At 64.3% G+C, this 19,182-nt stretch carries 22 protein-coding genes and 2 pseudogenes; 6 read left to right on the forward strand and 18 right to left on the reverse strand.

All coding sequences use genetic code 11. The features are described 5' to 3' along the window. Positions 1–254 precede the first annotated feature (254 nt). From OC159_RS04870 to OC159_RS04890, 5 genes are all read right to left on the reverse strand, one after another. Positions 255–992: a calcium-binding protein gene (locus OC159_RS04870; RefSeq protein WP_265500025.1), complete on the reverse strand. Its 738-nt coding sequence runs from the start codon at positions 990–992 to the stop codon at positions 255–257. Positions 993–1,202: 210 nt separating this feature from the next. Continuing rightward, positions 1,203–3,377, reverse strand: a complete 2,175-nt coding sequence (locus OC159_RS04875; RefSeq protein ID WP_265500026.1) for a TRAP transporter permease — start codon at positions 3,375–3,377, stop codon at positions 1,203–1,205. A 100-nt stretch (positions 3,378–3,477) separates the two neighbouring features. Further along, on the reverse strand, positions 3,478–4,452 hold the full coding sequence (locus tag OC159_RS04880; RefSeq protein ID WP_265500027.1) for a TAXI family TRAP transporter solute-binding subunit: 975 nt from the start codon (positions 4,450–4,452) through the stop codon (positions 3,478–3,480). 196 nt (positions 4,453–4,648) lie between these two features. Beyond that, positions 4,649–6,004 (reverse strand): sigma-54-dependent transcriptional regulator, encoded by a 1,356-nt coding sequence (locus OC159_RS04885; protein WP_265500028.1) that lies wholly within the window; start codon positions 6,002–6,004, stop codon positions 4,649–4,651. After that, positions 6,001–7,851, reverse strand: coding sequence for a sensor histidine kinase (locus OC159_RS04890; protein ID WP_265500029.1), 1,851 nt, complete (start codon positions 7,849–7,851; stop codon positions 6,001–6,003). The genes OC159_RS04885 and OC159_RS04890 overlap by 4 nt, the downstream gene beginning before the upstream one ends. Positions 7,852–8,465: 614 nt before the next feature. Here OC159_RS04890 and OC159_RS04895 point away from each other — a divergent pair. Together OC159_RS04895 and OC159_RS04900 are read left to right on the forward strand one after the other, a co-directional pair. Continuing rightward, a complete protein-coding gene (locus OC159_RS04895) occupies positions 8,466–8,861 on the forward strand; it encodes a hypothetical protein (protein ID WP_265500030.1) in 396 nt (131 codons plus the stop codon). A gap of 30 nt (positions 8,862–8,891) precedes the next feature. Further along, positions 8,892–9,257 carry a hypothetical protein gene (locus tag OC159_RS04900; protein ID WP_265500031.1) on the forward strand — a complete coding sequence of 122 codons (366 nt, stop codon included), beginning with the start codon at positions 8,892–8,894 and terminating at the stop codon, positions 9,255–9,257. A 234-nt stretch (positions 9,258–9,491) separates the two neighbouring features. Here OC159_RS04900 and OC159_RS04905 read toward each other — a convergent pair whose 3' ends face one another. From OC159_RS04905 to OC159_RS04955, 11 genes and pseudogenes are all read right to left on the reverse strand, one after another. Continuing rightward, positions 9,492–9,839, reverse strand: coding sequence for a hypothetical protein (locus OC159_RS04905; protein WP_265500032.1), 348 nt, complete (start codon positions 9,837–9,839; stop codon positions 9,492–9,494). A 104-nt stretch (positions 9,840–9,943) separates the two neighbouring features. Continuing rightward, the gene (locus OC159_RS04910; RefSeq protein ID WP_265500033.1) at positions 9,944–10,168 is read right to left on the reverse strand and encodes a DUF1127 domain-containing protein; all 225 of its coding nucleotides are present in this window, start codon (positions 10,166–10,168) and stop codon (positions 9,944–9,946) included. A 138-nt stretch (positions 10,169–10,306) separates the two neighbouring features. Continuing rightward, the gene (locus OC159_RS04915) at positions 10,307–10,573 is read right to left on the reverse strand and encodes an NADPH-dependent FMN reductase family protein (protein ID WP_265500034.1); all 267 of its coding nucleotides are present in this window, start codon (positions 10,571–10,573) and stop codon (positions 10,307–10,309) included. Between the two features lie 154 nt (positions 10,574–10,727). Further along, positions 10,728–11,464 (reverse strand): annotated as a pseudogene (locus tag OC159_RS04920) (arsenic resistance protein); the annotation flags it as partial. Positions 11,465–11,555: 91 nt separating this feature from the next. Beyond that, positions 11,556–11,887 (reverse strand): annotated as a pseudogene (locus tag OC159_RS04925) (ArsR/SmtB family transcription factor). Between the two features lie 99 nt (positions 11,888–11,986). Further along, complete coding sequence (gene minE, locus OC159_RS04930; RefSeq protein ID WP_265500035.1) at positions 11,987–12,259, reverse strand: cell division topological specificity factor MinE; 273 nt, start codon at positions 12,257–12,259, stop codon at positions 11,987–11,989. Then, positions 12,256–13,104 carry a septum site-determining protein MinD gene (gene minD / locus OC159_RS04935; RefSeq protein ID WP_265500036.1) on the reverse strand — a complete coding sequence of 283 codons (849 nt, stop codon included), beginning with the start codon at positions 13,102–13,104 and terminating at the stop codon, positions 12,256–12,258. Before minD ends, minE begins: the two co-directional genes overlap by 4 nt. Then, positions 13,101–13,808: a septum site-determining protein MinC gene (gene minC / locus OC159_RS04940; RefSeq protein ID WP_265500037.1), complete on the reverse strand. Its 708-nt coding sequence runs from the start codon at positions 13,806–13,808 to the stop codon at positions 13,101–13,103. Before minC ends, minD begins: the two co-directional genes overlap by 4 nt. Before the next feature lie 308 nt (positions 13,809–14,116). Further along, positions 14,117–14,602, reverse strand: coding sequence for a hypothetical protein (locus OC159_RS04945; protein WP_265500038.1), 486 nt, complete (start codon positions 14,600–14,602; stop codon positions 14,117–14,119). Beyond that, positions 14,599–15,282, reverse strand: a complete 684-nt coding sequence (locus tag OC159_RS04950) for a phage tail tip fiber protein (RefSeq protein ID WP_265500039.1) — start codon at positions 15,280–15,282, stop codon at positions 14,599–14,601. The genes OC159_RS04945 and OC159_RS04950 overlap by 4 nt, the downstream gene beginning before the upstream one ends. An 87-nt stretch (positions 15,283–15,369) precedes the next feature. Further along, positions 15,370–15,741, reverse strand: a complete 372-nt coding sequence (locus OC159_RS04955) for a hypothetical protein (RefSeq protein ID WP_265500040.1) — start codon at positions 15,739–15,741, stop codon at positions 15,370–15,372. A 152-nt stretch (positions 15,742–15,893) separates the two neighbouring features. Here OC159_RS04955 and OC159_RS04960 point away from each other — a divergent pair, with 152 nt between their 5' ends. Continuing rightward, positions 15,894–16,451: a VPLPA-CTERM sorting domain-containing protein gene (locus OC159_RS04960; protein ID WP_265500041.1), complete on the forward strand. Its 558-nt coding sequence runs from the start codon at positions 15,894–15,896 to the stop codon at positions 16,449–16,451. On the opposite strand, the gene OC159_RS04965 is transcribed toward OC159_RS04960, so the two are convergent. Next, positions 16,444–16,998, reverse strand: coding sequence for a hypothetical protein (locus OC159_RS04965; protein ID WP_265500042.1), 555 nt, complete (start codon positions 16,996–16,998; stop codon positions 16,444–16,446). The two genes, OC159_RS04960 and OC159_RS04965, sit on opposite strands and share 8 nt — an antisense overlap. Further along, a complete protein-coding gene (locus OC159_RS04970) occupies positions 16,995–17,681 on the reverse strand; it encodes a hypothetical protein (RefSeq protein WP_265500043.1) in 687 nt (228 codons plus the stop codon). Before OC159_RS04970 ends, OC159_RS04965 begins: the two co-directional genes overlap by 4 nt. A 232-nt stretch (positions 17,682–17,913) precedes the next feature. On the opposite strand from OC159_RS04970, the gene OC159_RS04975 reads away from it, so the two are divergent. The 3 genes from OC159_RS04975 to OC159_RS04985 all read left to right on the forward strand — a co-directional run bounded on the left by OC159_RS04975 (position 17,914) and on the right by OC159_RS04985 (position 19,115). Continuing rightward, the gene (locus tag OC159_RS04975) at positions 17,914–18,204 is read left to right on the forward strand and encodes a hypothetical protein (protein WP_265500044.1); all 291 of its coding nucleotides are present in this window, start codon (positions 17,914–17,916) and stop codon (positions 18,202–18,204) included. 34 nt (positions 18,205–18,238) lie between these two features. Then, positions 18,239–18,547 (forward strand): DUF551 domain-containing protein, encoded by a 309-nt coding sequence (locus tag OC159_RS04980; RefSeq protein WP_265500045.1) that lies wholly within the window; start codon positions 18,239–18,241, stop codon positions 18,545–18,547. Between the two features lie 124 nt (positions 18,548–18,671). Further along, entirely contained in the window at positions 18,672–19,115 is a 444-nt protein-coding gene (locus tag OC159_RS04985; protein WP_265500046.1) for a hypothetical protein, read from the forward strand. The last annotated feature ends 67 nt before the right edge of the window (positions 19,116–19,182 follow it).

Genomic DNA, 19,182 nt, shown 5'->3' on the forward strand with positions numbered 1-19,182 from the left:
CGATCGGCATGTGCAACTGGCTCCGCATCGACCCGGCTGTGCGATGTCCGACCTCGATCACGTTCCCGACCGCATCGGCTGGATCAACTCCGCAACCGAGAGCGTGATTGATCTGAAAAGCGTCACGGCTCATCCTGATGCAGCCTGGCCGGCTGCCAGCGTCAGGTCGCCTGATCGTCGACTTGCCCAGTGCATCATGTCGCCTGCGGAACACGCCAAGCCAGGATCGCACCACGCATAGGGCCGTGCCCTTTCTACCAGTTGAAGTCGTCGCCGTTCATCTGGCTCAGGCGGAAGCCCTCGATGACCAGATGCTCTTGCCCGATCCGGATGACGACATCCGCCCCGCGCTGCGTCGCTGCCGTGCGGATGTCGCCGAAATCGTCGATCCTCGCGAAAGACGACAGGTCGATCCGGTCGTCGCCGTTCTCGAAGTCGGTGATACGGTCGCGGCCGCCCACGAAGACGAAGCGGTCCGCGCCCTCGCAGCCGGTCATGACGTCGTTGCCCGCACCTCCGCTAAGACGGTCGTTTCCCTCGCCCCCGATCAGCCGGTCGTCGCCCCAGCCGGCCAGGATCAGGTCGTCCCCCTCGCCCGCGGAAACGACGTCATTGCCGGCGCCGGAAAAGAGACGGTCGTTGCCTTCGCCGCCGTTGATCGTGTCGCGGCCGTTGCCTGCGTGGACGGTGTCGTTGCCCTCGCCCGCAAAGAGGCGATTGTGTCCGCCACCAGCCGCGATCATGTCGTTGCCCTCACCGGCAAAGATCCGGTCGCTGCAGTTGCCGGCCCAGATGCTGTCGTTGCCAGAGCCTGCAACGACACGGTTGTGGCCGGTCCCCGCCCATATAAGGTCGTTGCCTTCCCCACCGTCGACCGTGTCCTTGCCCGCAAGGGCCCGCAAGCGGTCGTCGCCGGTCCGGCCATAGATGAGGTCGCCGAACGCGGTGCCGTTCAGGCGGTTGTCGTCGTCGTTTCCAAACAGTCGTGCCATGTTATCGTCTCCCTTTCGAACCACGTTGGGTGACAAGGCCCGGCCGGTCGTTGCCGTCCGGCTTGGGGCGTGTCCTCAGGACGACGATCGGGCCATGCGATTATTCCGTCGGCACGACAGATAGTTTGCCAGATGCAGATAGGCGCCGACTTGCGAAATGCATCGAAGGGTCGGGCGCACCTGACCATTCGATGCCGTGCGCGCGGCCCGTCATTCGCTACCATGCGCCAGTGTCGAGGACGCAACCACCTTCCGCTGCCAGAGGAACAGCAGCCCCGCCGTCAGCAGACCGACGATATCGCTGAGCAAGCCGACCGTGATCATCGACAGCGCCGCGCCGATCAGCACGATCCTGACGACGGCACTTGCCGGGCCGAAGTAGTATCCGATGACGCCTGCCGACAGCAGGAACATCCCAAGAAGCGCTGTCAGCGTGGCATGGATGATATCCAGCACCTGACCCTGCATCAGAAGCTCGTGCGAACCGAAGAACATGAAGGGCACGATGAACGCGGCCAGGCCCAGCTTGAATGCCTCGACCGAGGTTTTCATCGGGTCAGATCCCGACAGCGCCGCGCCGGCATAGGCCGCCAGCGCCACGGGAGGCGTGATCGCCGACATGACAGCATAGTAGAAGACGAAGAAGTGGGCGACAAGGACCGGCACGCCCAGCTGGATGAGCCCCGGCGCCACGACCGCCGCCGCGACCGCATAGGCGGCCGTGGTGGGCATCCCCATGCCCAGGATGATCGAGATGCACATCGCGAAGAACATCGCCAGGTACTGGTTCTGGTCCGCGATCGTCAGCAGCAGCGACGAGAACCGCGCACCCACCCCGGTCAGCGCGATGACGCCCACGATGACGCCCGCCGCTGCGCAGACCGCGACCAGCTGGATGGACATCTTGGCACCCATCTCCAGCGCGCGGAAGATTTGGCGCGGGCCCATCTTGTGGGGCGTCAGCCAGCTGACCACCGCCGCCGAGGCCATGCCCATCGCGCCCGCGCGGATCACCGAATAGCCCGCGAAAAGCGTATAGATCAGGATGACGATGGGCAGGAACAGGTAGACCTGCCTGACGAGCGTGCCGAAGCGCGGCAGCTCGGATCGTGGAAGGCCCTTCATGTCCAGCTTCAGCGCCTGAAGGTCGACCATGAAATAGACCGACACGAAATACAGCAGCGCCGGGATGATCGCCGCGATGACGATGTCGGTATAGGGAATGCCCGTAACCTCGGCCATGATGAAGGCGCCCGCCCCCATGATCGGGGGCAGGATCTGACCGCCGGACGAGGCCGTGGCCTCGATCGCGGCCGAGGATTTCGGTGAGTAGCCGACCTTCTTCATCAGCGGGATGGTCAGCGAGCCGGTGGACACGACGTTGCCTGCCGAGGTGCCGTTGATCATCCCCATCAGCCCCGAGGCGAAGACCGCCACCTTGGCCGGCCCGCCGCGCGCCTGGCCCGCGCAGGCAAAGGCGAAGTTCACGAAGTAGTCGCCGACTTTCGACGCCTGCAGGAAGGCCGCGAAGACGATGAACAGGATGATATAGGTCGAGCTGACGGCGATCGGATCCCCCAGAACGCCCTGGTCGGTGAAGATATAGGTGAAGAACCGCGTGGGGGTATAGCCTCGATGGTTCAGGAAGCCGGGCAGCCAGGGCCCGAGGAAGCTGTAGCCGATGAAGACGCCGACGATGATGACCAGCGCAAGGCCGGTCAGGCGGCGCGTCAGTTCCAGGATCAGGACGACCCCGGTCAGAGCGGCCCAAAAATCGCCCGGCTGCGCCATTCCCGTGCCCGCCCGCATGCGCAGTGCGCCAACGACGAACAGGATATAGCCCAGCACCGCGACCGAGGCGAAGCACAGCAGGACATCGGCCGGGTAGATGCGCCCACGGTCGCGCGGCGAATAGCGCCAGCCCGCCACGATGGCGGCGACCGTGCCGATGGCCAGTGCCATGCCATAGGTGCGAAACCCGAAGGCTGGTGGCATCGCCTCGCCCGCCAGCCACCAGGCCGCCCAGGCATAGGCGACGATCACGAAGCCATAGCCGATGCCGAGGGCGGCCACGGCCAGCAGCGCCAGTTCCAGCGGCCCGCGGCGCGTGGCCTCGTGCGGCTCATCGTCCTGCGTCATGGCCGAGTAGGTCAGAAAGCCGATGACGAGGCCGCCGCAGACGTGGATCATGCGATAGGCCCAGGTCTCTAGCGGATAGAGAACCATCACGACAAGATGGAACAGCGTATAGGCCGCGCAAAGGACGGCGATCAGCGCCCCGATGCGTGCCTGGGGGTGGCGCTGGTTGGGGGCCATCGGCTCGTCATCGACGCCCTGCGCGATGACGGGACCGCGCGCGGCCACGGATGCAGCATCAGCAGACATGGAAACATCTCCGATTGCCGCGCGGCGCGGTGGTGTCCGGGGGCGCGGTCGGTGCGTTGGGGACATCCGGGGGCCTTACCGGCCCCCGGCGGGAACGGGATCAGCCGCGCAGTTCGTCGGGGATCTCGATGCCCTTTTCGTCAAAATAGCGCACGGCACCGGGATGATAGGGCAGGAAGGAGTTCTTGTCGGCGTTTTCGGGGATGGTCTCGGCCGCCGTGGCGTGGATCTGCATCATCGCCTCGTTGCTCTCCATCACCAGCTTGGTGATCTCGTAGGCAAGGCTTTCAGGCATATCCTGATGCGCCACGGCGAAGTTCCACATGGCGACGGTGCCATGGCCCTCGGGGAAGCCCTGGTACATGCCGCCCGGGACCTCGAAAGCCGACACTTCCGGCATCGCCTCAAGGATCTGCGCGCGCTGTTCCTCGGTGAAGCCGAAGATGTTCACCGGGTTTTCCGCCGCGATCTGCGCGAAAGCGGAAATCGGCACGCCGGCCGCGAAGGCGAAGGCGTCGATCAGGCCGTCCTTCACTTGACCCGTCGCGTCATTGGCACCTGCATAGCTGATGTCGGGCTGGACCCCCAGCACCTCGAAGAAGCGCGGCCAGTAGGTCGCCGCCGTGCCGCCGGCCGGGCCGACGGAAACGCGCTTGCCGTCCATGTCGGTGACATCGGCGATGCCAGAGGACTCCAATGCTACGGCCTCGAACGGCGTCTGGTACATCGGGAAAAGAGCGCGAAGGGCCTTGTGCTCGACCCCAGGGGCCAGTTCGCTGTTGCCTGACCACGCCTCGTAGGCGGGGCCCATGGTGACCAGGCCGATCTGGTGGTCACCGGTCTCGACCAGCGTGGCATTCTGCACCGGGCCGCCGGTCACCTCGGCCGAGGCGTTCAGGTCCAGGTTCTGGCTGAGCATGCCGGCAAGGCCGGTCCCATAGATAAAATAGGTGCCACCTTGGCTGGCGGTCCCGATCGTCAGGCTGGACGGCCAGTCGGCACGATCGTCCTGCGCGACGGCGGGGGTGATGCTGATGGCAGTGGCGGCCGCAACGGCGGCTGTCAGAAAACGCATGTAAAATCCTCCCATATCAAACGACAGGCCGCGGGACATTGGCACCGGCGACCGGATGACGTGGCGCCAGCTAGCGGTTGTCATGCGGTCGGCGCAACGCTGCCATGCGTTCGCGCAGCCAACTCTCGATCCTGTTTCGTAAGTCATGGGTGGATTCGGTAACATCCGTCGCGGTGTGCGGGTGGAAATCCTCCCATCAACCATCAATGTCGTCGCCCGTGTCTATGTACTGCGTCTTGTTGATCCGGTATTTCTGCATCTTTTCATAAAGCGACTTCCGCGACAGACCGAGCGCCTCGTAGACCGGCTTCAGCCGGCCGCCATGAGCCGCAAGGGTCGAGACGATCACGTCCCGCTCGAATCCCGCGACGCGATGCGCCAGGCGCATCTGGTCGGGGGCGCGATCCTCGGCCGGTTGCAGGGCGATGCCCAGGGCATGGCGGTCGGCGGCGTTGCGCAACTCGCGGACGTTGCCGGGCCAGGCGCGTTCGGCGACGGCGGCCAGAAGCTGCGGGGGAACGGTCACCGGGGGGCGCCGGTGGCGGGCGGCGGCCTCTTGCACCAGCTTGATGAACAGCAGCTGGATATCCTCGCGCCGCGCCGACAGGGGCGGGACATGCAGCGTCACGACGTTCAGGCGATAGAGCAGGTCGGCGCGGAACCGCCCCGCCGCGACCTCGTCCTCCAGCGCCTGCCGGGACGTCGCAAGAAAGCGCACGTCCAGCACCCGATCCTCGTTCGAGCCGAGCGGAGAGATCACCCGGTCCTGCACCACCCGCAACAGCTTGCCCTGCACGTCCCAGGGCGTCGAGCCGATCTCGTCCAGCAGGATGGTGCCGCCGCGCGCATGTTCGAACTTGCCATAGCGCGGGCGCAGCGCGCCGGGAAACGCCCCGGCCTCGTGACCGAACAGCTCGGATTCGATCAACGACGCAGGCAGGGCGGCGCAGTCGATCGCGATGAAAGGCTTGCGGGCGCGGGGCGAGAGGTCGTGCAGGGCGCGGGCGACGATCTCTTTGCCGACGCCGGTTTCGCCCACGATCAACACGTCGGCCTCGGTCGGACCGATGGTGCGCAGGCGGCGGCGCAGGTCGATCATGGCCGTCGACCGGCCGACCAGCCGCGTTTCCAGGTCGTCCGCCTGCCCCGCCGCCGCCCGCAGCACCCGGTTTTCCAGCACGACGCGGCGGTAATCCATGGCGCGGGCCGCGATCTCGGCCAGTTGCTGCCCGTCAAAGGGCTTTTCCACGAAATCATAAGCACCCTGCCGCATTGCCCGGACCGCCAGCTGGATGTCGCCATGGCCGGTGACCAGGATCACCGGGATGTCGGCGTCGATCTCGTGGATCCGGCGCATCAGCGTCAGGCCGTCCATTCCCGGCATGCGGATGTCGGTCACGACGATCCCGTCGAAGCCAAAGCCAACGCGATCCAGCGCCGATTGCGCATCGGCGACGTCCTCGACCTCGAACCCTTCGAGGTCGAGCGCCTGCGCCGTCGAGAGACGCATCTCCGCCTCGTCATCGATCAAAAGGATCCGGCCGCCGCTCATCTGCCCTTCCCCGGACGCGGCAGATCCAGCCGGAAGCCGGCCCCGCCGGATCGACGGACCAGCCGAAGTTCTCCGCCGAAGTCCCTGATGATATTATACGATATCGAAAGGCCAAGCCCCAGCCCGCTGCCGACCCCCTTTGTCGAGAAGAAGGGATCGAAGATCCGCTCCTCCAGTTCTGCTGGGATGCCGGGGCCGTTGTCCGACACGATCAGCGCGATCCTGTCGGACGCGGCCTCGGCCGTGACGCGGATCAGCGCGTCGGGGCGGCCGTCCAGCGCGTCCAAAGCGTTCGAGAGCAGGTTGACGATCACCTGCTGCAGCCGCACTGCCCCTGCCCTGACAATTAGCGGCCCCGGCGGCAGGTCGACCTGCAGATCGACCGGCTGCTTGCCGATCCGCCAGGCGATGACCTCCTGCGCGTCGCGCAGCACCTCGTGCAGGTCGACATCCGACAGCTGGGCGTTCGGCTTGCGGGCAAAGTTGCGCAGGGTGCGACCGATCTCGGTCATCCGGTCGGCCAGCGTCAGGATGCGGGCGATGTTGTCGCGCGCCTCTGGCACCCGCTGGCGGTCGATATAGGTCATCGCGTTGGCGGCGAAGTTGCGGACCGCGCCCAACGGCTGGCTCAACTCGTGCGACAGGGTGGCGGACATCTGGCCCAAGGCAGCCAGCTTGGCGGATTGGACCAGGTGGCGCTGCGTGCGGCGCAGCTCTGCCTCGGTCAGGCGACGCTCGGTCACCTCGGCTTCCAGCCGCGCGTTGACGCGCGCCAGTTCCAGCGTGCGCGCCGACACCCGCTCCTCCAGCTGGGCCTGCGCTTCGGCCTGAATGGACAGCCGTTCCCGCAGCCGCGCCCGGCGCTGCATCCACGCCATCAGCGCCGCCAGCGTCGCGCCGACGATCAGCAGCCCCGCCGCCGCCGCCAGTTGCGCCTGGCGCCGCGCGGGCGCCGTGTCCAGCAGGACCTGAACGGTCCAATCGGCCTCTGGCATCGTCTCGGCGACCGAAACGAATTCACGCCGCGCGCCACCGGCGTCCAGACGAAGCAGCTGGTGTCCGGCCACGTCACTGGTCGGCCGCAGAGGCAGCGCCTGCAGCGGTTGGCCACCATAGCGACGGGTGGCCGCAATGCGCGCCCGCGCCTCGGATGTCAGCGGGGCCAGCGACCGGAAATGCCAGTCGCGGCGGCTGGCCAGGAACACGATGCCTTCGCTGTCGGTCACGATGATCTCGTATTCGGCAGCGCGCCAGCTGTCCTCGATGGCGTCCATGTCGACCTTCAGCGCCAGGACGCCGACAACGCGGCCGCGGTCGTGGACGGCCGCGCCGAAATAGTATCCGCGCTTGCCGGATGTCGTGCCCAACGCAAAGAACCGCCCGGTGCCGCCGTCCAGCGCGCTGCGGAAATACGGGCGATAGTCGAAGGTCTCGCCGATGAAGCTGAGAGGCTGGTCGAAGTTGCTGGCCGCGACGGTCGTTCCGCCGCGGTCCATGATATAAGCATCGGACAGCCCCATCATCGACGTGACGTGTCGCAGATAGAGGTTCGCGGCGGCGACCTCGGCGCGCGAGGCGTCCGGCGCAAGCGCAGCCCCAAGGACCGAGGTGCGCGCCATCAGGTCCGGCAGACGCTCGTACCGTGCCAGCTCGCCCCTCAGACCCGAGACGGCCAGCCGCAGGATGTTCTCGCCCTGCGGCACGGTCGCGGCGACCTGCCGTGCAGCCAGCCATGCACCCCCTTGCCACAGGATCGCCCAGCCCAGAAGACCGAGCAGAACGGCTGCAACGACACGCCGCCTCCCTTCCGAAAGGAAGAGGGGTCGCACGACCGTGCCGAGCCTCATGTCCGTCGCCTGTGCCACAAGCCCCCCTCCGCGGTGTCGCGGCATCATCCCCTTTGATGGAGCGCGGGGCAAGTCTGCCGCCCCGGCGAAGGATTGCCTGCACGGGTGACACTTCCCAGGCCCGACCAGCAGCCCGCTGCCGACGTTGCAGACGGACGTGGGCGGCATGCCGCCCGCCCGCGCCTTGCTGCTGTTCGTTGCGGCGAGTTCTGTCATGTACCTTTGATAAATGGACTTTAGTTCTTCAATCTCCGTTCGGCTCGTCGGGTCGACGGTCGCTGTGCGAGCATGGCATGACGGTCAACAGTAACAAGTTCGCCGCCCTCTCTCGGGCGATGCGCACCCACCCGCCGCGCTAGCCGCGTCGGCATGAACAAGATACTGACATGGGACCGGCCTCACATGACACATGACGCCACATCCGACAGGACGCGCGAACAGTCCCAGCGCATGTTCTGGATGGACATCCTGCGCGGCGCCGCGATCCTCGCCGTCATCGCGTTCCATTCCGTCACCATCCCAGAGAAATGCGGTTTCGCCTCCAACGACACCTGGCGCCAGCTCAACGAGACGCTGAAGCTGTTCCGGATGCCGCTGCTTGTGTTCCGTCCGGCATGCTGCTGGCGCGCTCGCTGGCAAAGCCCGCGTCCCAGTACCTTGGCGGCAAGCTGCGGGGCATCTTGTGGCCGTTCCTGGTCTGGTCCACGAGCTACGTGCTGGTGACAGGGACAGAGCCGACGAACCTGCATTACCTTCAGAAAGTCTATACCGGTGGAAGCCACCTGTGGTTCCTGGGCTTCATCTTCGTGTACTATCTGGTCGCCAAGACGCTTGAGAGCGTGGACCCGCTTCTTGTGGCCGTTACGGCCTTCCTGCTCTCGATCCTGTCGGCGGACGGCGCCAAATACTCCGAACGGCTGTTCTTCCTCATGGCGCTGTTCTTCCTCGGCACCTCGGCCGCCCGCTGTCCGGACGTCCTGGCCAGAACGCTGGCCTCTCGCTGGATCTGATGGCTGACGCCGGCCGTGGTCGTCACCGGGTTGGCGACAGTGCGCTTCGACCTCAACTTCGGACCCCACTGGATCGCGATGTCGCTGGCTGGTGTGCTGTTCTTCCCGGCAGTGGCGGTCAGGCTGGAACGGACCGTGCTGGCCCGCCCCCCGATCTGGATCGGACAGCGATCCATTGTCTTCTACGTCAGCCACGCCATCTTCATGATCCTGATTGCCAAGAGCGCAGGTCGGGCGGGAATAACCAGCTATGCGGTTGCGGCATTCGCCTCGATAGTGGTCAGCCTGATCGGTGGATGGGCGTTGGCTTTGGGCATGTCTCGATGGACCGCGGCTGCCCCGCTGTTTTCCGCGCCTGCTCCAAAGCCGGCGTTGCGGATGCAGGACGTTGTCTGACCGTCGGGTGGATGAGTGCGCGGACAAAAGCGGATGCGCTGAACGGGAAAAGGCAGAACCTCGGGGTCTGCCTTTCATGTCGTGGAGAGAAGGTTGCCTGAAACTGCCGGAAGGCACGACAGATCGCTTAACTGGAGCGTCTTTCGCGGTCAGACCGCCTCTCTGTCTTGGCAGATGACGGACCTGGTCGTGGAAAGGCGTCCTATCGTCGGGTGACGACGGGCCGCCGGAAGATCAGCGCGAGGCGATCTGGACCGAGGTGCGCTGCGCCGAGATCTCGACGGCGTTGCCGACGCTGGCGAAGGTGTAGATCGTGTCCGGCTCGCCCGGCATCGAGAATTGGACTTCGTCCGCATCCTCCAGGCGCATTACGACGCGCTGGGGTTCTGCGCTGGTGCGGCCCCGGAACATGGCTGTGACTTCATGTGCGCCGTCGGCAAGGTCGACGCGATAGGCCGCCACGTCGAGAGCGCCGGTGCGCAGGCTTGCGGCCTGCAGCGGCGCTGAAAGCACGGCGACTTCGGCCATGGCAGGTGCGGCGAGACCAAGCGCGGCGACGGTGGAAACGATGATCATTTTCATGTGCGTAAGCTTTCTGGCAAAGGCAGACAGGGGGATCTTCAGGCGCAGGCATGTCGGGTCGGACGTGGGAACGTTTCGGCCGACTGGCAGGACGCCGATGTTCGTCACGCCGACGGGGTGCCATGCAGAAGGCGGCGGATCTCTCCGTCACGAGTGAGGCCTCTGGCCGTCAGGCTGCTTTCGGACATGCGGCTGACCTCGGCGAGGCTGCGCGCCAGGCTGGCGGCATCCGCCAGATCGACAAGTATGCGACCGACTGCGCGCAGCGGAGCGAGAAGGGCAGCTGCAAGGCTGACGACGGTTTGATGGTTCGAGGCGATTGTCGCCATTTGGAAACTCCTTTCGAAGATCGAAGTCGTTTCCTCCCTTGCCGCCAAGATGACCGCTCGAAGCGCCTGCCACAACCGCTGATGCTGCATGGCAGCATTGCGGGTGGCACAAGCGAAAAACCATTGATCCCGCTATCTTCAGACAACTTTCGTCTGGCACACGCGCCGCGACAGAGCGTCATGGCTTTCCACCCGTTCCGAGTACCGGTCCAAATGGTGGTCCTTGATATCGCAGGTCGGAAGGGCCAACCGCACCAGATCCTCGATCAAGTCCACCATGAGGACGCAACAGGGCGAGAGCTTCATCCGGCCGCCGTCGTCGAACTCGTCCCACCCCTTGGCGACCGACTGGTTCGGGATCGTCAGAAGGCGCATCCAGCGTCCCAGGATGCGCAGCTGGTTCACGGTGTTGAAGCTTTGGCTGCAGCCCGGACGTGCATCACCGCCGGCGTCTTGCCCTGCATCGACCGCACGCCATCAAGGGACAGCGCGATCCAGCCGCTCAGGGTCTTCATCACGGCGGACACCCCGCCGTGACGGTCTGGCAAACATCAGACCATGCCGCGATTCGGTACGGAATGCGCATGATGTAGGCCGCGCCATAGCCGATGCGAAGACAAGATAGCTCTGGATCAGGATCGGCACGGCGATCAGCGCGGTGATCGTCGGGCGGTTCAGGATCGTCTGCCCCTGCAGCGCAAAGAGGATCGCGACCGTCGCTATCAGCCCGATCATCGACCACGGCTTGACGCTGGTCGAAAAGACCTCGATGCGCCGGGGATCGCGCAGCACCCGCCGCAAAGGGGAGCACGACGTAAAGCACCGGCGTCTGCCAAGGCACCGCGATCAGGGTCACGCCCAGCAGCAGGGCCACGACGGGCGCGAAGGCCACGACCATGATCAGGTCACACCTGCAGCGCATAGGTGGCATCGCCGCGGGTCAGTTGCGACCAGACGAATACCCTTGCCGTGCAGGGCGCCGCGCCGAGCCGGATCAGACCCGCGATGTATTGCTGCGCATCCTCGGGCGCGAACCAGGGGGCGGAGGCGTGGTCGAAGAACAGAAACGCCATGGTGAATGGTTTGATCAGCCAGTTGACAGCCAGCGTGATCAGCAGCCCCCTTGGGTTGCCGCGCGACGCCGGCGACGGCACCGAAGCCGACTCGCACCATCGTCGGATAGACGATCGCCCAGATCAGCACGGCGACGACCACGTTGATCGAGGCGACCTCGAGCGCCGCGATCCCCTGCGCCAGATCCGGCAGCCAATGACCGATCGCCAGCCCGCCGATCATCGCATGGCCGACCCAGAGGGTCAGCCAGCGCTCGAAGATGCCCAAGGGTTCGCCTTTGGCTGCGTCATGTCATTCACACCGGTGGTCACCGTCAGCACCCGCACGCAATCTGGTCCAGAACCGGCTGGCACGGCTGTGGGTGCCCACCGCAGCAGTCCTCCATCAGGAAACCGAGGAGGCCGCGCATCGTCTCCCTCCGTGCGAGATAGCGGATCGAGCGCCCCTCTCGGACAGAGCGCACCAACCCGGCAGCCGTCAGGATGGTCAGGTAGTTCGACAGCGTGTTCGGCCTGATGTCCAGGCTGTCGGCCATCTCTCCGGCGGGCAGACCCTGGGTCCGGCCTTGACCAGCAGACGAAAGACATCCATCCGGATGTCATGTGCAAGGGCGGACAAGGCGTCCAGAGCCTGATTGTTTTCCATATTTCATATAAAATCGGAAACAATCCGAAGCATAATGCCCTCTCGGCGCGGTCGGCGCCGAGAGGGCTTCAGATCCTGCCGCCCCTGCCGGGGCAGCCGTCAGCTGGATTTCGGCTTGACCTGCGGCAGGTCGATGTTGATCTCCAGGCTCGACATCTGCTCGCCGCGCTCCATTCGGACGTCGACATCGGTTTCCCCGATCTCGACATACTTGCGGATTGCGGCGACGATGTCGCGCTGCAGCATCGGCAGGTAGTCGGCCTCTTTAGTGCCGCCGCTGCGTTCATGCGCGAGGAGGATCTGCAGCCGGTCCTTGGCCGTCTGCGCGGATTTGGGCGGGCGCGGCTTGCGGGCAAAGCTGAACAGGTTCATGACGCACGTCCGAACAGCCGCTGGAAGAGGCCGGGCCGACGTTCGCCCGCGATGCGCATCTCGACTTCGCTGCCGGTCAGGCGCGCCACGGCGTCCTCATAGGCCTGGGCCGCGGCCGAGGGACCGTCGAGGACCACCGGCGTACCAACGTTCGACGCGCGCAGGATCGCCTTGCTTTCCGGGATGATACCCAGAAGCGGCACCGCAAGGATTTCGAGCACGTCCTCGACCGTCATCATCTCGCCGCTGTCGATGCGGGCCTGGTCGTGGCGGGTCAACAGGACCTGCGCCTTGATCGGCTCGGCACCCACGGTCTCGGCGCGCTTGGTCTGGCTGCTCAGCAGGCCCAGCACCCGGTCGCTGTCGCGAACCGACGACACCTCGGGATTGGTCACGACCACCGCCTCGTCGGCGAAATACATCGCCATCTGCGCGCCACGCTCGATCCCGGCGGGGCTGTCGCAGACGATGTAGTCGAATTCGGCCTTCAGCTCGGCCAGGATCTTCTCGACGCCCTCCTTGGTCAGGGCATCCTTGTCGCGCGTCTGCGAGGTGGGCAGGATCGACAGCGTGTCCAGGCGCTTGTCCTTGATCAGCGCCTGCTTCAGCTTGGCGTCGCCCTGGATGACGTTGATGAAGTCGAACACGACCCGCCGCTCGCATCCCATGATCATGTCCAGGTTGCGCAGCCCGACGTCGAAGTCGATGACCACCGTCCTGAAGCCCTGCTTTGCCAGACCTGCCGAGATCGCCGCGGCCGAGGTCGTCTTGCCGACGCCCCCCTTGCCCGAGGTGATCACGATGACCCGCCCCAGGGGCGGATTTTCCTTGGCTTCCGTCGTCATGCGATCACCTCCATGCGAAGTTTCTCGTCCTCCAGGTAAATATGGGTGCAGCGGTTGCGGGCCGCGTCCTCGATCGCTTCGCTGGTTTGATACAGACCCGCGATGGCGACCAGTTCGGCGTTCAGGCTCTGGCAGAAGATATGCGCGTCCTCATCGCCATGGGCACCCGCCATGGCACGACCGCGAAGCGTGCCATAGACGTGGATATTGCCCGCCGCGACCAGTTCGGCCCCCGACGCGACCGAGCCGATGACCGTCAGGTCGCCCTGCTCGGCCACGATCATCTGCCCCGACCGCACGGTCGAGCGGATAACCTTGTTCTGGACCGGGCGCGGCTTTTCGGCCGCCCGGGACGGACCGGCAGCACGCGGCATCGGCGCGTCGCGGCCGGTGCTGACGGCGATCAGCCCCAGCGACTGCAGCGCATCCGCATCCAGACCCGCAGCGTTCTGGACGCCAAAGACCCGCAGCTCGCGCCGGCGCAGGTTCTCGACCAATTCGCGCAGGGGATCGGCGTCCCCCGGCTGCAGTGCGTTCCCGAGGTCGAGCACGACCGGAGCGCCCGAGAAGAACTGCGGCGTCTTGCTCAGCTGGTCATCAAGCTGCGCGTAAAGCCGGCCGTCCAGGGCCTGCGGATCGACCCGCAATGCAAGCACGGTCAGGAAGCGGCCGCGCACCTGAAGCGCAGCGACCCTTGCTGGCATGGTCTCGTCCGGGGTCCGGGCGTATCGGTCTGACACGTCGACTCTGCTCCTGCTCTCCGGCGGATCGCGACTCGGGGCCGCACCGCTCTTGTTGGATGCCCCTGTTCCACGAACCGCCCGCAGAAGAAAGAGCCGTCTGCACTTTCAGCAGGAACCCGCCAGATTTTGACGGTTACCGCGTTTTGCCGATGCAGCGCCCCCAGGTCGGTCACCGGATCGCGTAACATGATCCTGTTGCTACGCCTCAGCCTGTTCATCCTGGCGAAGAATTTCAATCTGCAGAGCTACATTTTTGCCGCCCGGCTGCGTCAAGTTGGCTGTTTCAGCGGATAGGGCGGACTTACCGCCTCGTGCAACAATCGCTGAAACAACAAGGCAAGGTGATCGGGCGACATATTTGGGTCGTGTCTGCTGTCATCGGGGCGAAGCCGAACCGCGCCGCCGTCTCTAACCTGCGTCCCGTCGCAGGCTAGCAAGCGGCGGTCACGGTCATCGCGGAGGTCTGCAAAGACCATGGTTCTGACCTTCTGCGCATCAGCAGCCACGGTCGCCTCTGTGCGAGGGTCGATCCGCTTCTCACCATCCCAGATAGCCCAGGGGCCGGGACGGGCAGGACGCTCAACCATCTGCCCGTCATCGAAATGAAACTGATCGGCATCATAGGCGCCGAAGACCCAAGCCGTGCCCGGCTCGGCGTTCAGCTCAAAGTATGCGACCGGGTTGTCTTCACCCTCAGCCGTCAGGGTCTTGCCGATTTCGCCCGATGAGATGTCGTAGTAGGTGGCTGCGATCATCTCACCCACCTCGCAGTCGTGATGCGCCCGCCTAGCCTTGCCGACAGGCCGGTGGTGGTAAACCTGAACTGTAAGCTGTAGTTGCCAGCATCATACCACTCCAAAGGAAGGTCATACTGGTAGAGCGTGCCGTGCGAGCTTGATGTTGCGTCGTTCGGTATCTGCGGGCGCCTGATCTGGAGTATTCTTGTGCCGTCCTTGACCAGTTCGATATACGGCTCGATGTTGACGGCCCCGCCGTCGGAGGCGCGGGGCTGATACTCAACCCTTGCTGTCACCAGGTGGCGCGTGTCAGCTGTCCAATCTGACCGAACAACAAGAACCGTGCTTGATGTATTGTCAGTTACCACTCCGTTACAGTTGAGTGCTTCCGCGAACTTGGTTACGGCAGAATTGGTGATTTTGATCGTGTCGACCGACAGGTCTTTGATGAACGCGATGTCCATGTAGACTTGACCGTTGTCGATCAGAAACGGAATGCGTCGTGTGGCAGCCGGTCCTGTCCCTGTCGCCACGGCAAAGCGGTTGGCAGCCGCGATGATCTGGTTGGTGCCATCAACATTAGCTTCGATGAATAGCGCGTGCTGCTCGGATTGCTCGGGCTGCTCTACGAGAGCAATGAGGAAGCTCTGAAAGACATGCGCAAACGCGCGGAAGACGGTGCAGCATGACCGCCCCACACCACGCCCACCCCGACAACCTGCACCGCCTCGACCTGGGCGAACCCACAACGCCCGCCCAAGCGCCCTGCGCAAGTCTGACGACGATCATTCGCGGACCCTGCATCCCGTTGCCATGACGCCGATGCTTGCCCCCCAGCACATGACTGCGGCGAATTGGTGATCGTGGCCCAGCAAGGCAGCGGCGTAGCAGCCGAAAGCCACCGCTACGGTGTCCAGGATGCCGTCCCACAGAAGCGGGCATGTGCGGCGCGGGGAGAGCGCCCATTGCATGCCTTCCCAGAAGACGAAGTAGAGCAGCGGGGTCAGCCATGCCGCGGTCCACATATCCAGCACGATTGCGATGATGCCCCACGGCCCCAGGGCGACCGACGCGTGGCCGCCGAAGGTAGCGGACCAACTGTAGCCGTCTGCTTGCGCCTCGGGCGTGCGCAGCATGTCGCGGATCAGGCCCAGCATGTCGGCCTGCGAGCGTTGTCAGAGCGCATGCGGCTCTCCTTATGCTGATGGATTCACGCGCCGATCACCTGCCGGTTGACTTGCGCGCCGTCCATTCTCCGGGACTCACGGCGGCGTGATGGTGAAGATCCGCGCGGGACGGTGATTCAAGAATGATTCGCCGCGGTCTGCTGGAGGTGTTTGAGATGGGTGTTGGTAACTGGTGCTTCGGCTTGGCCGCGGCGATGACGATTGGGACGGCGGCTGAAGCGGCGACGGTCAGCCGCCGGGTTTCTTTTACAGTCGTTTCGGCATTCGACTCATATTGGCCGGGAGACGAACGCATCGATACACCGCTGCCCGGTTTCTGGGGCTTCGGAACTGGCTCCTCCGAGCGAGGGACGCTGACGGTATCGGACTGCGCAGGTGCTGGATGCCTGTTCGCTGAGCTTGTTGTCGCCGGCAGAACGCTTTTCAGCGAGAATGTCAGCGGCACGTTCGACAAATTCAGCGGGCTGCAGGATGAAGTGTCCGGGACTAAGTGGGAAGAGATCGCGTGGAATGGGCTGTCGGGCGTATTGCAGTATACCTTTGACGGACACCCCGATTACACCTTCGCGGACGCCACGATAGAGTTGGCGCCCGTCCCTCTGCCGGCACCTGCCATACTTCTTCCGATGGGCATCGGCGCTGTCGCTGCGATGCGAAAGCGCCGCCGCAAGATTAGCTGACCACGACCCTCAGTTGACCGCCGACGATGGATGCGTTCGTAGGTTTGATGGCGCCATTGTCGGCGATTGTCACACCGGGCCACTGGAAGTCGTGGGTTCCGACCGCCATTCCAGTGGTGTCCACCTCCAGGATTGCACCGGCTTCCAGCATTATGTTGCCGACAGACGTAGGGGCTTCTTCATCCCAGAAACCCGACCGGAAGACCTCGATGCGGGACATACCGCCGTTATAGGCGCGCAGACGCAATGTGCCGCCGGAAGCGACGGTCAGGACGGGGTTGGCTTCGTGATCCCAGCCAACCGCGCCTTGTTTCTGGCCGCAGCAGATATCGAGAACCTTCCCGGCCGAAACGGTGAAATCCGGCCCCAGGAGGACTTCGGGGAACCGGCCGTCTACCTTCAAGTCGATCCCGGAGACTGCGCTCTCATAGACCAAGGTCCCGCTGTTCCATTCCCAAACAGGGCAGTTCACCACCGAGTCCACGATCATCGTGCCCGACAGCGTGCCCGTGATCTTGGGCGAGTTTAGGAACTCGTTGACCTTCATGTAACCTGGAATCGCCGCCCTCCGAGTCCCAATAATCTATGTCTGCGGTGATCTCGCCCTACAAAGCGAAAGCGCCCCGGGCTTCCGCGCTGTCTCCGTCCACCGTGCCCGGCGTGTCGGACGTGGACCAGTTGTAGCGTTCGGCGGCCCGACGTTTGGACATGCGGCTCGAACGCGCAGACGACCGGGTTGATGCGCTTCGGTAGATCGAGATCCCACGGGCTTCCGAAATAGCTGAGCGCCTGGTCTTTCAGCGCCTGCCGTTCCGCGAAGGACTTGGTCCGCAACCAGTAGTCGTATGCCTTGATCTTGTCGATTTCGGCCACGCCATCCGCCGCCGCGCCCATGACATCGGTGATGTGGTTCTGGATCGTGACGGTATCGAGAACTGCCGGATCGATACCGAAAGACGCCGCGTTGCTCTGCGTCGGGTTCCAGCCGTGGACGCGGATCGATGCAGACCGCCCGCCGCGCTGCAAGCCGGCTGAGTTGTAGGCTTCATTCGGACCGGACGGCATCCCGGCCTTGACGGTCTGTTCCGCCGGATCATTCGGGTTGGCCAGGTGAACCATGATGAAGTCAATGGCCTCAGAATCATAGGCGATCAGTTCATATTGCCAATGACGATCGTAGATCCGAACCTCGGCGTCTTTGTAAGCTAGCGATGTCGCGACACTTCCCATGCTGCAGCAAACCGTTCACGGCACGCACCGTTGACCGAGCGAGAGGTTGAGCCAGGTTTTGCAGCAAGCGATGCAAGGCAATCAAACAGGAGGCTCGGACCGGGCAGAACGCCAGACATCGGCAGATGGTCGAACAGATCGACGCTGATCGCGATCATCAGGAATGCATGGATGCATGCCGAAGCCGGATGGGATGGGCACAAGAATGTCTTTTGATCATCCCCGTACCCCAATGCCCCCGATCCTCTACATCGTGGTCCGCGACCATGGCGACCTCGGCATCGGCTGCAGCGACCCGACCAGCTGCCGGGACTCGGCCTACGACGACTTCACCTGCGCGGCCGACAACGGCGACCCGGTGGAGGTCTGGCAAATCGCGACCGCCGACGGGCTGCCTGCCGGGATCACCGACGTCACCGACAGCTTCGAACGCGACCTGCAGGACGTCTGCATCGCCCGCGACCTGGATTGGCCGACCGTGCGTCGGCCCGAAGACAACCCGCCCATGCTGGCGGCAGAGTAAAGGAAAACCACAATGGCTGCTGACCGCGCTGGACGTGGAGAAGGGCGCCGAGCGGGACTTTGCGCTGAAGGACTTCGGCCGCCCCGCCGCCCCCGCTGATGACGCGCTGCGGGGATGGCGGCCGATTGAGACAGCGCCGAAAGATGGAACGTGGTTTCTCGGGTGGTGGCCTGAAAGCAGGAACCTTGGGCGTCAAGAGGCAATCATGCCCGGGAAGTGGAATGACGCCCCTCACCTTGAAGAACCGCGCTTTCAGGATGTCCATGACAACACCCTTGAACAGCCGACCCACTGGATGCCGCTTTCCGATGCGCCCGCCGCCCTGTCGGAGGATCGCACATGAGCGCAGACGTGGAGCGGCTTGACTGGCTATCGGCATCAGAAGCGCCAAGAGGAGTGATGGCATTCGTCAAGCACCAATTAGGCAGATTGATGTCTGCTACAAAACTAACAACGGCGAGCCATTCATGGAAACGTGGCGATACGCGGGCACGGCAAACTATGGGATGCAAGCCCCTTGGCCAGAGGAATATCTGCCCATTGCAGCCATCAAAGCCCTCGCCGCAGAGCGTGACGCCGCCGTGAAGCGTGCCGAGGCTGCGGAGGCGGAGCGGGATCAGTTGGCCGAGAACACGAACCGCTTCCCTGATCTGATGGCGCGCATTCTGGCTGCTAAGGACCAGCCTCTGCCTGCCCGGATTGGGGCGCTTGTTGCCGCCATGCAGAAGATGCCCGCTGACTTCCTAAGATACCAATGGGAGGCGGCCAGCAAACCCCTGTTTGGCGAGAAGCGCGTTGCCGTCTACGGAAACAATGGGCAAGGCACGGGCCGTCAGTATATCGCAGACACGCCAAGCGGTCGTGTCGCGAATGTGGTGGAAATTGTTGAGCAGCGGGCTCCGGGCATGTGAGGTTGGCTCCAGTCAGGCCGCGGGGTCAAGAGACATCGGCTCGAGAGGCTGAGAAAGCGTTTTCCCA

Origin of the sequence: Paracoccus beibuensis, assembly GCF_026162625.1 — a bacterium.
GTDB classification, from domain to species: Bacteria; Pseudomonadota; Alphaproteobacteria; order Rhodobacterales; family Rhodobacteraceae; genus Paracoccus; species Paracoccus beibuensis.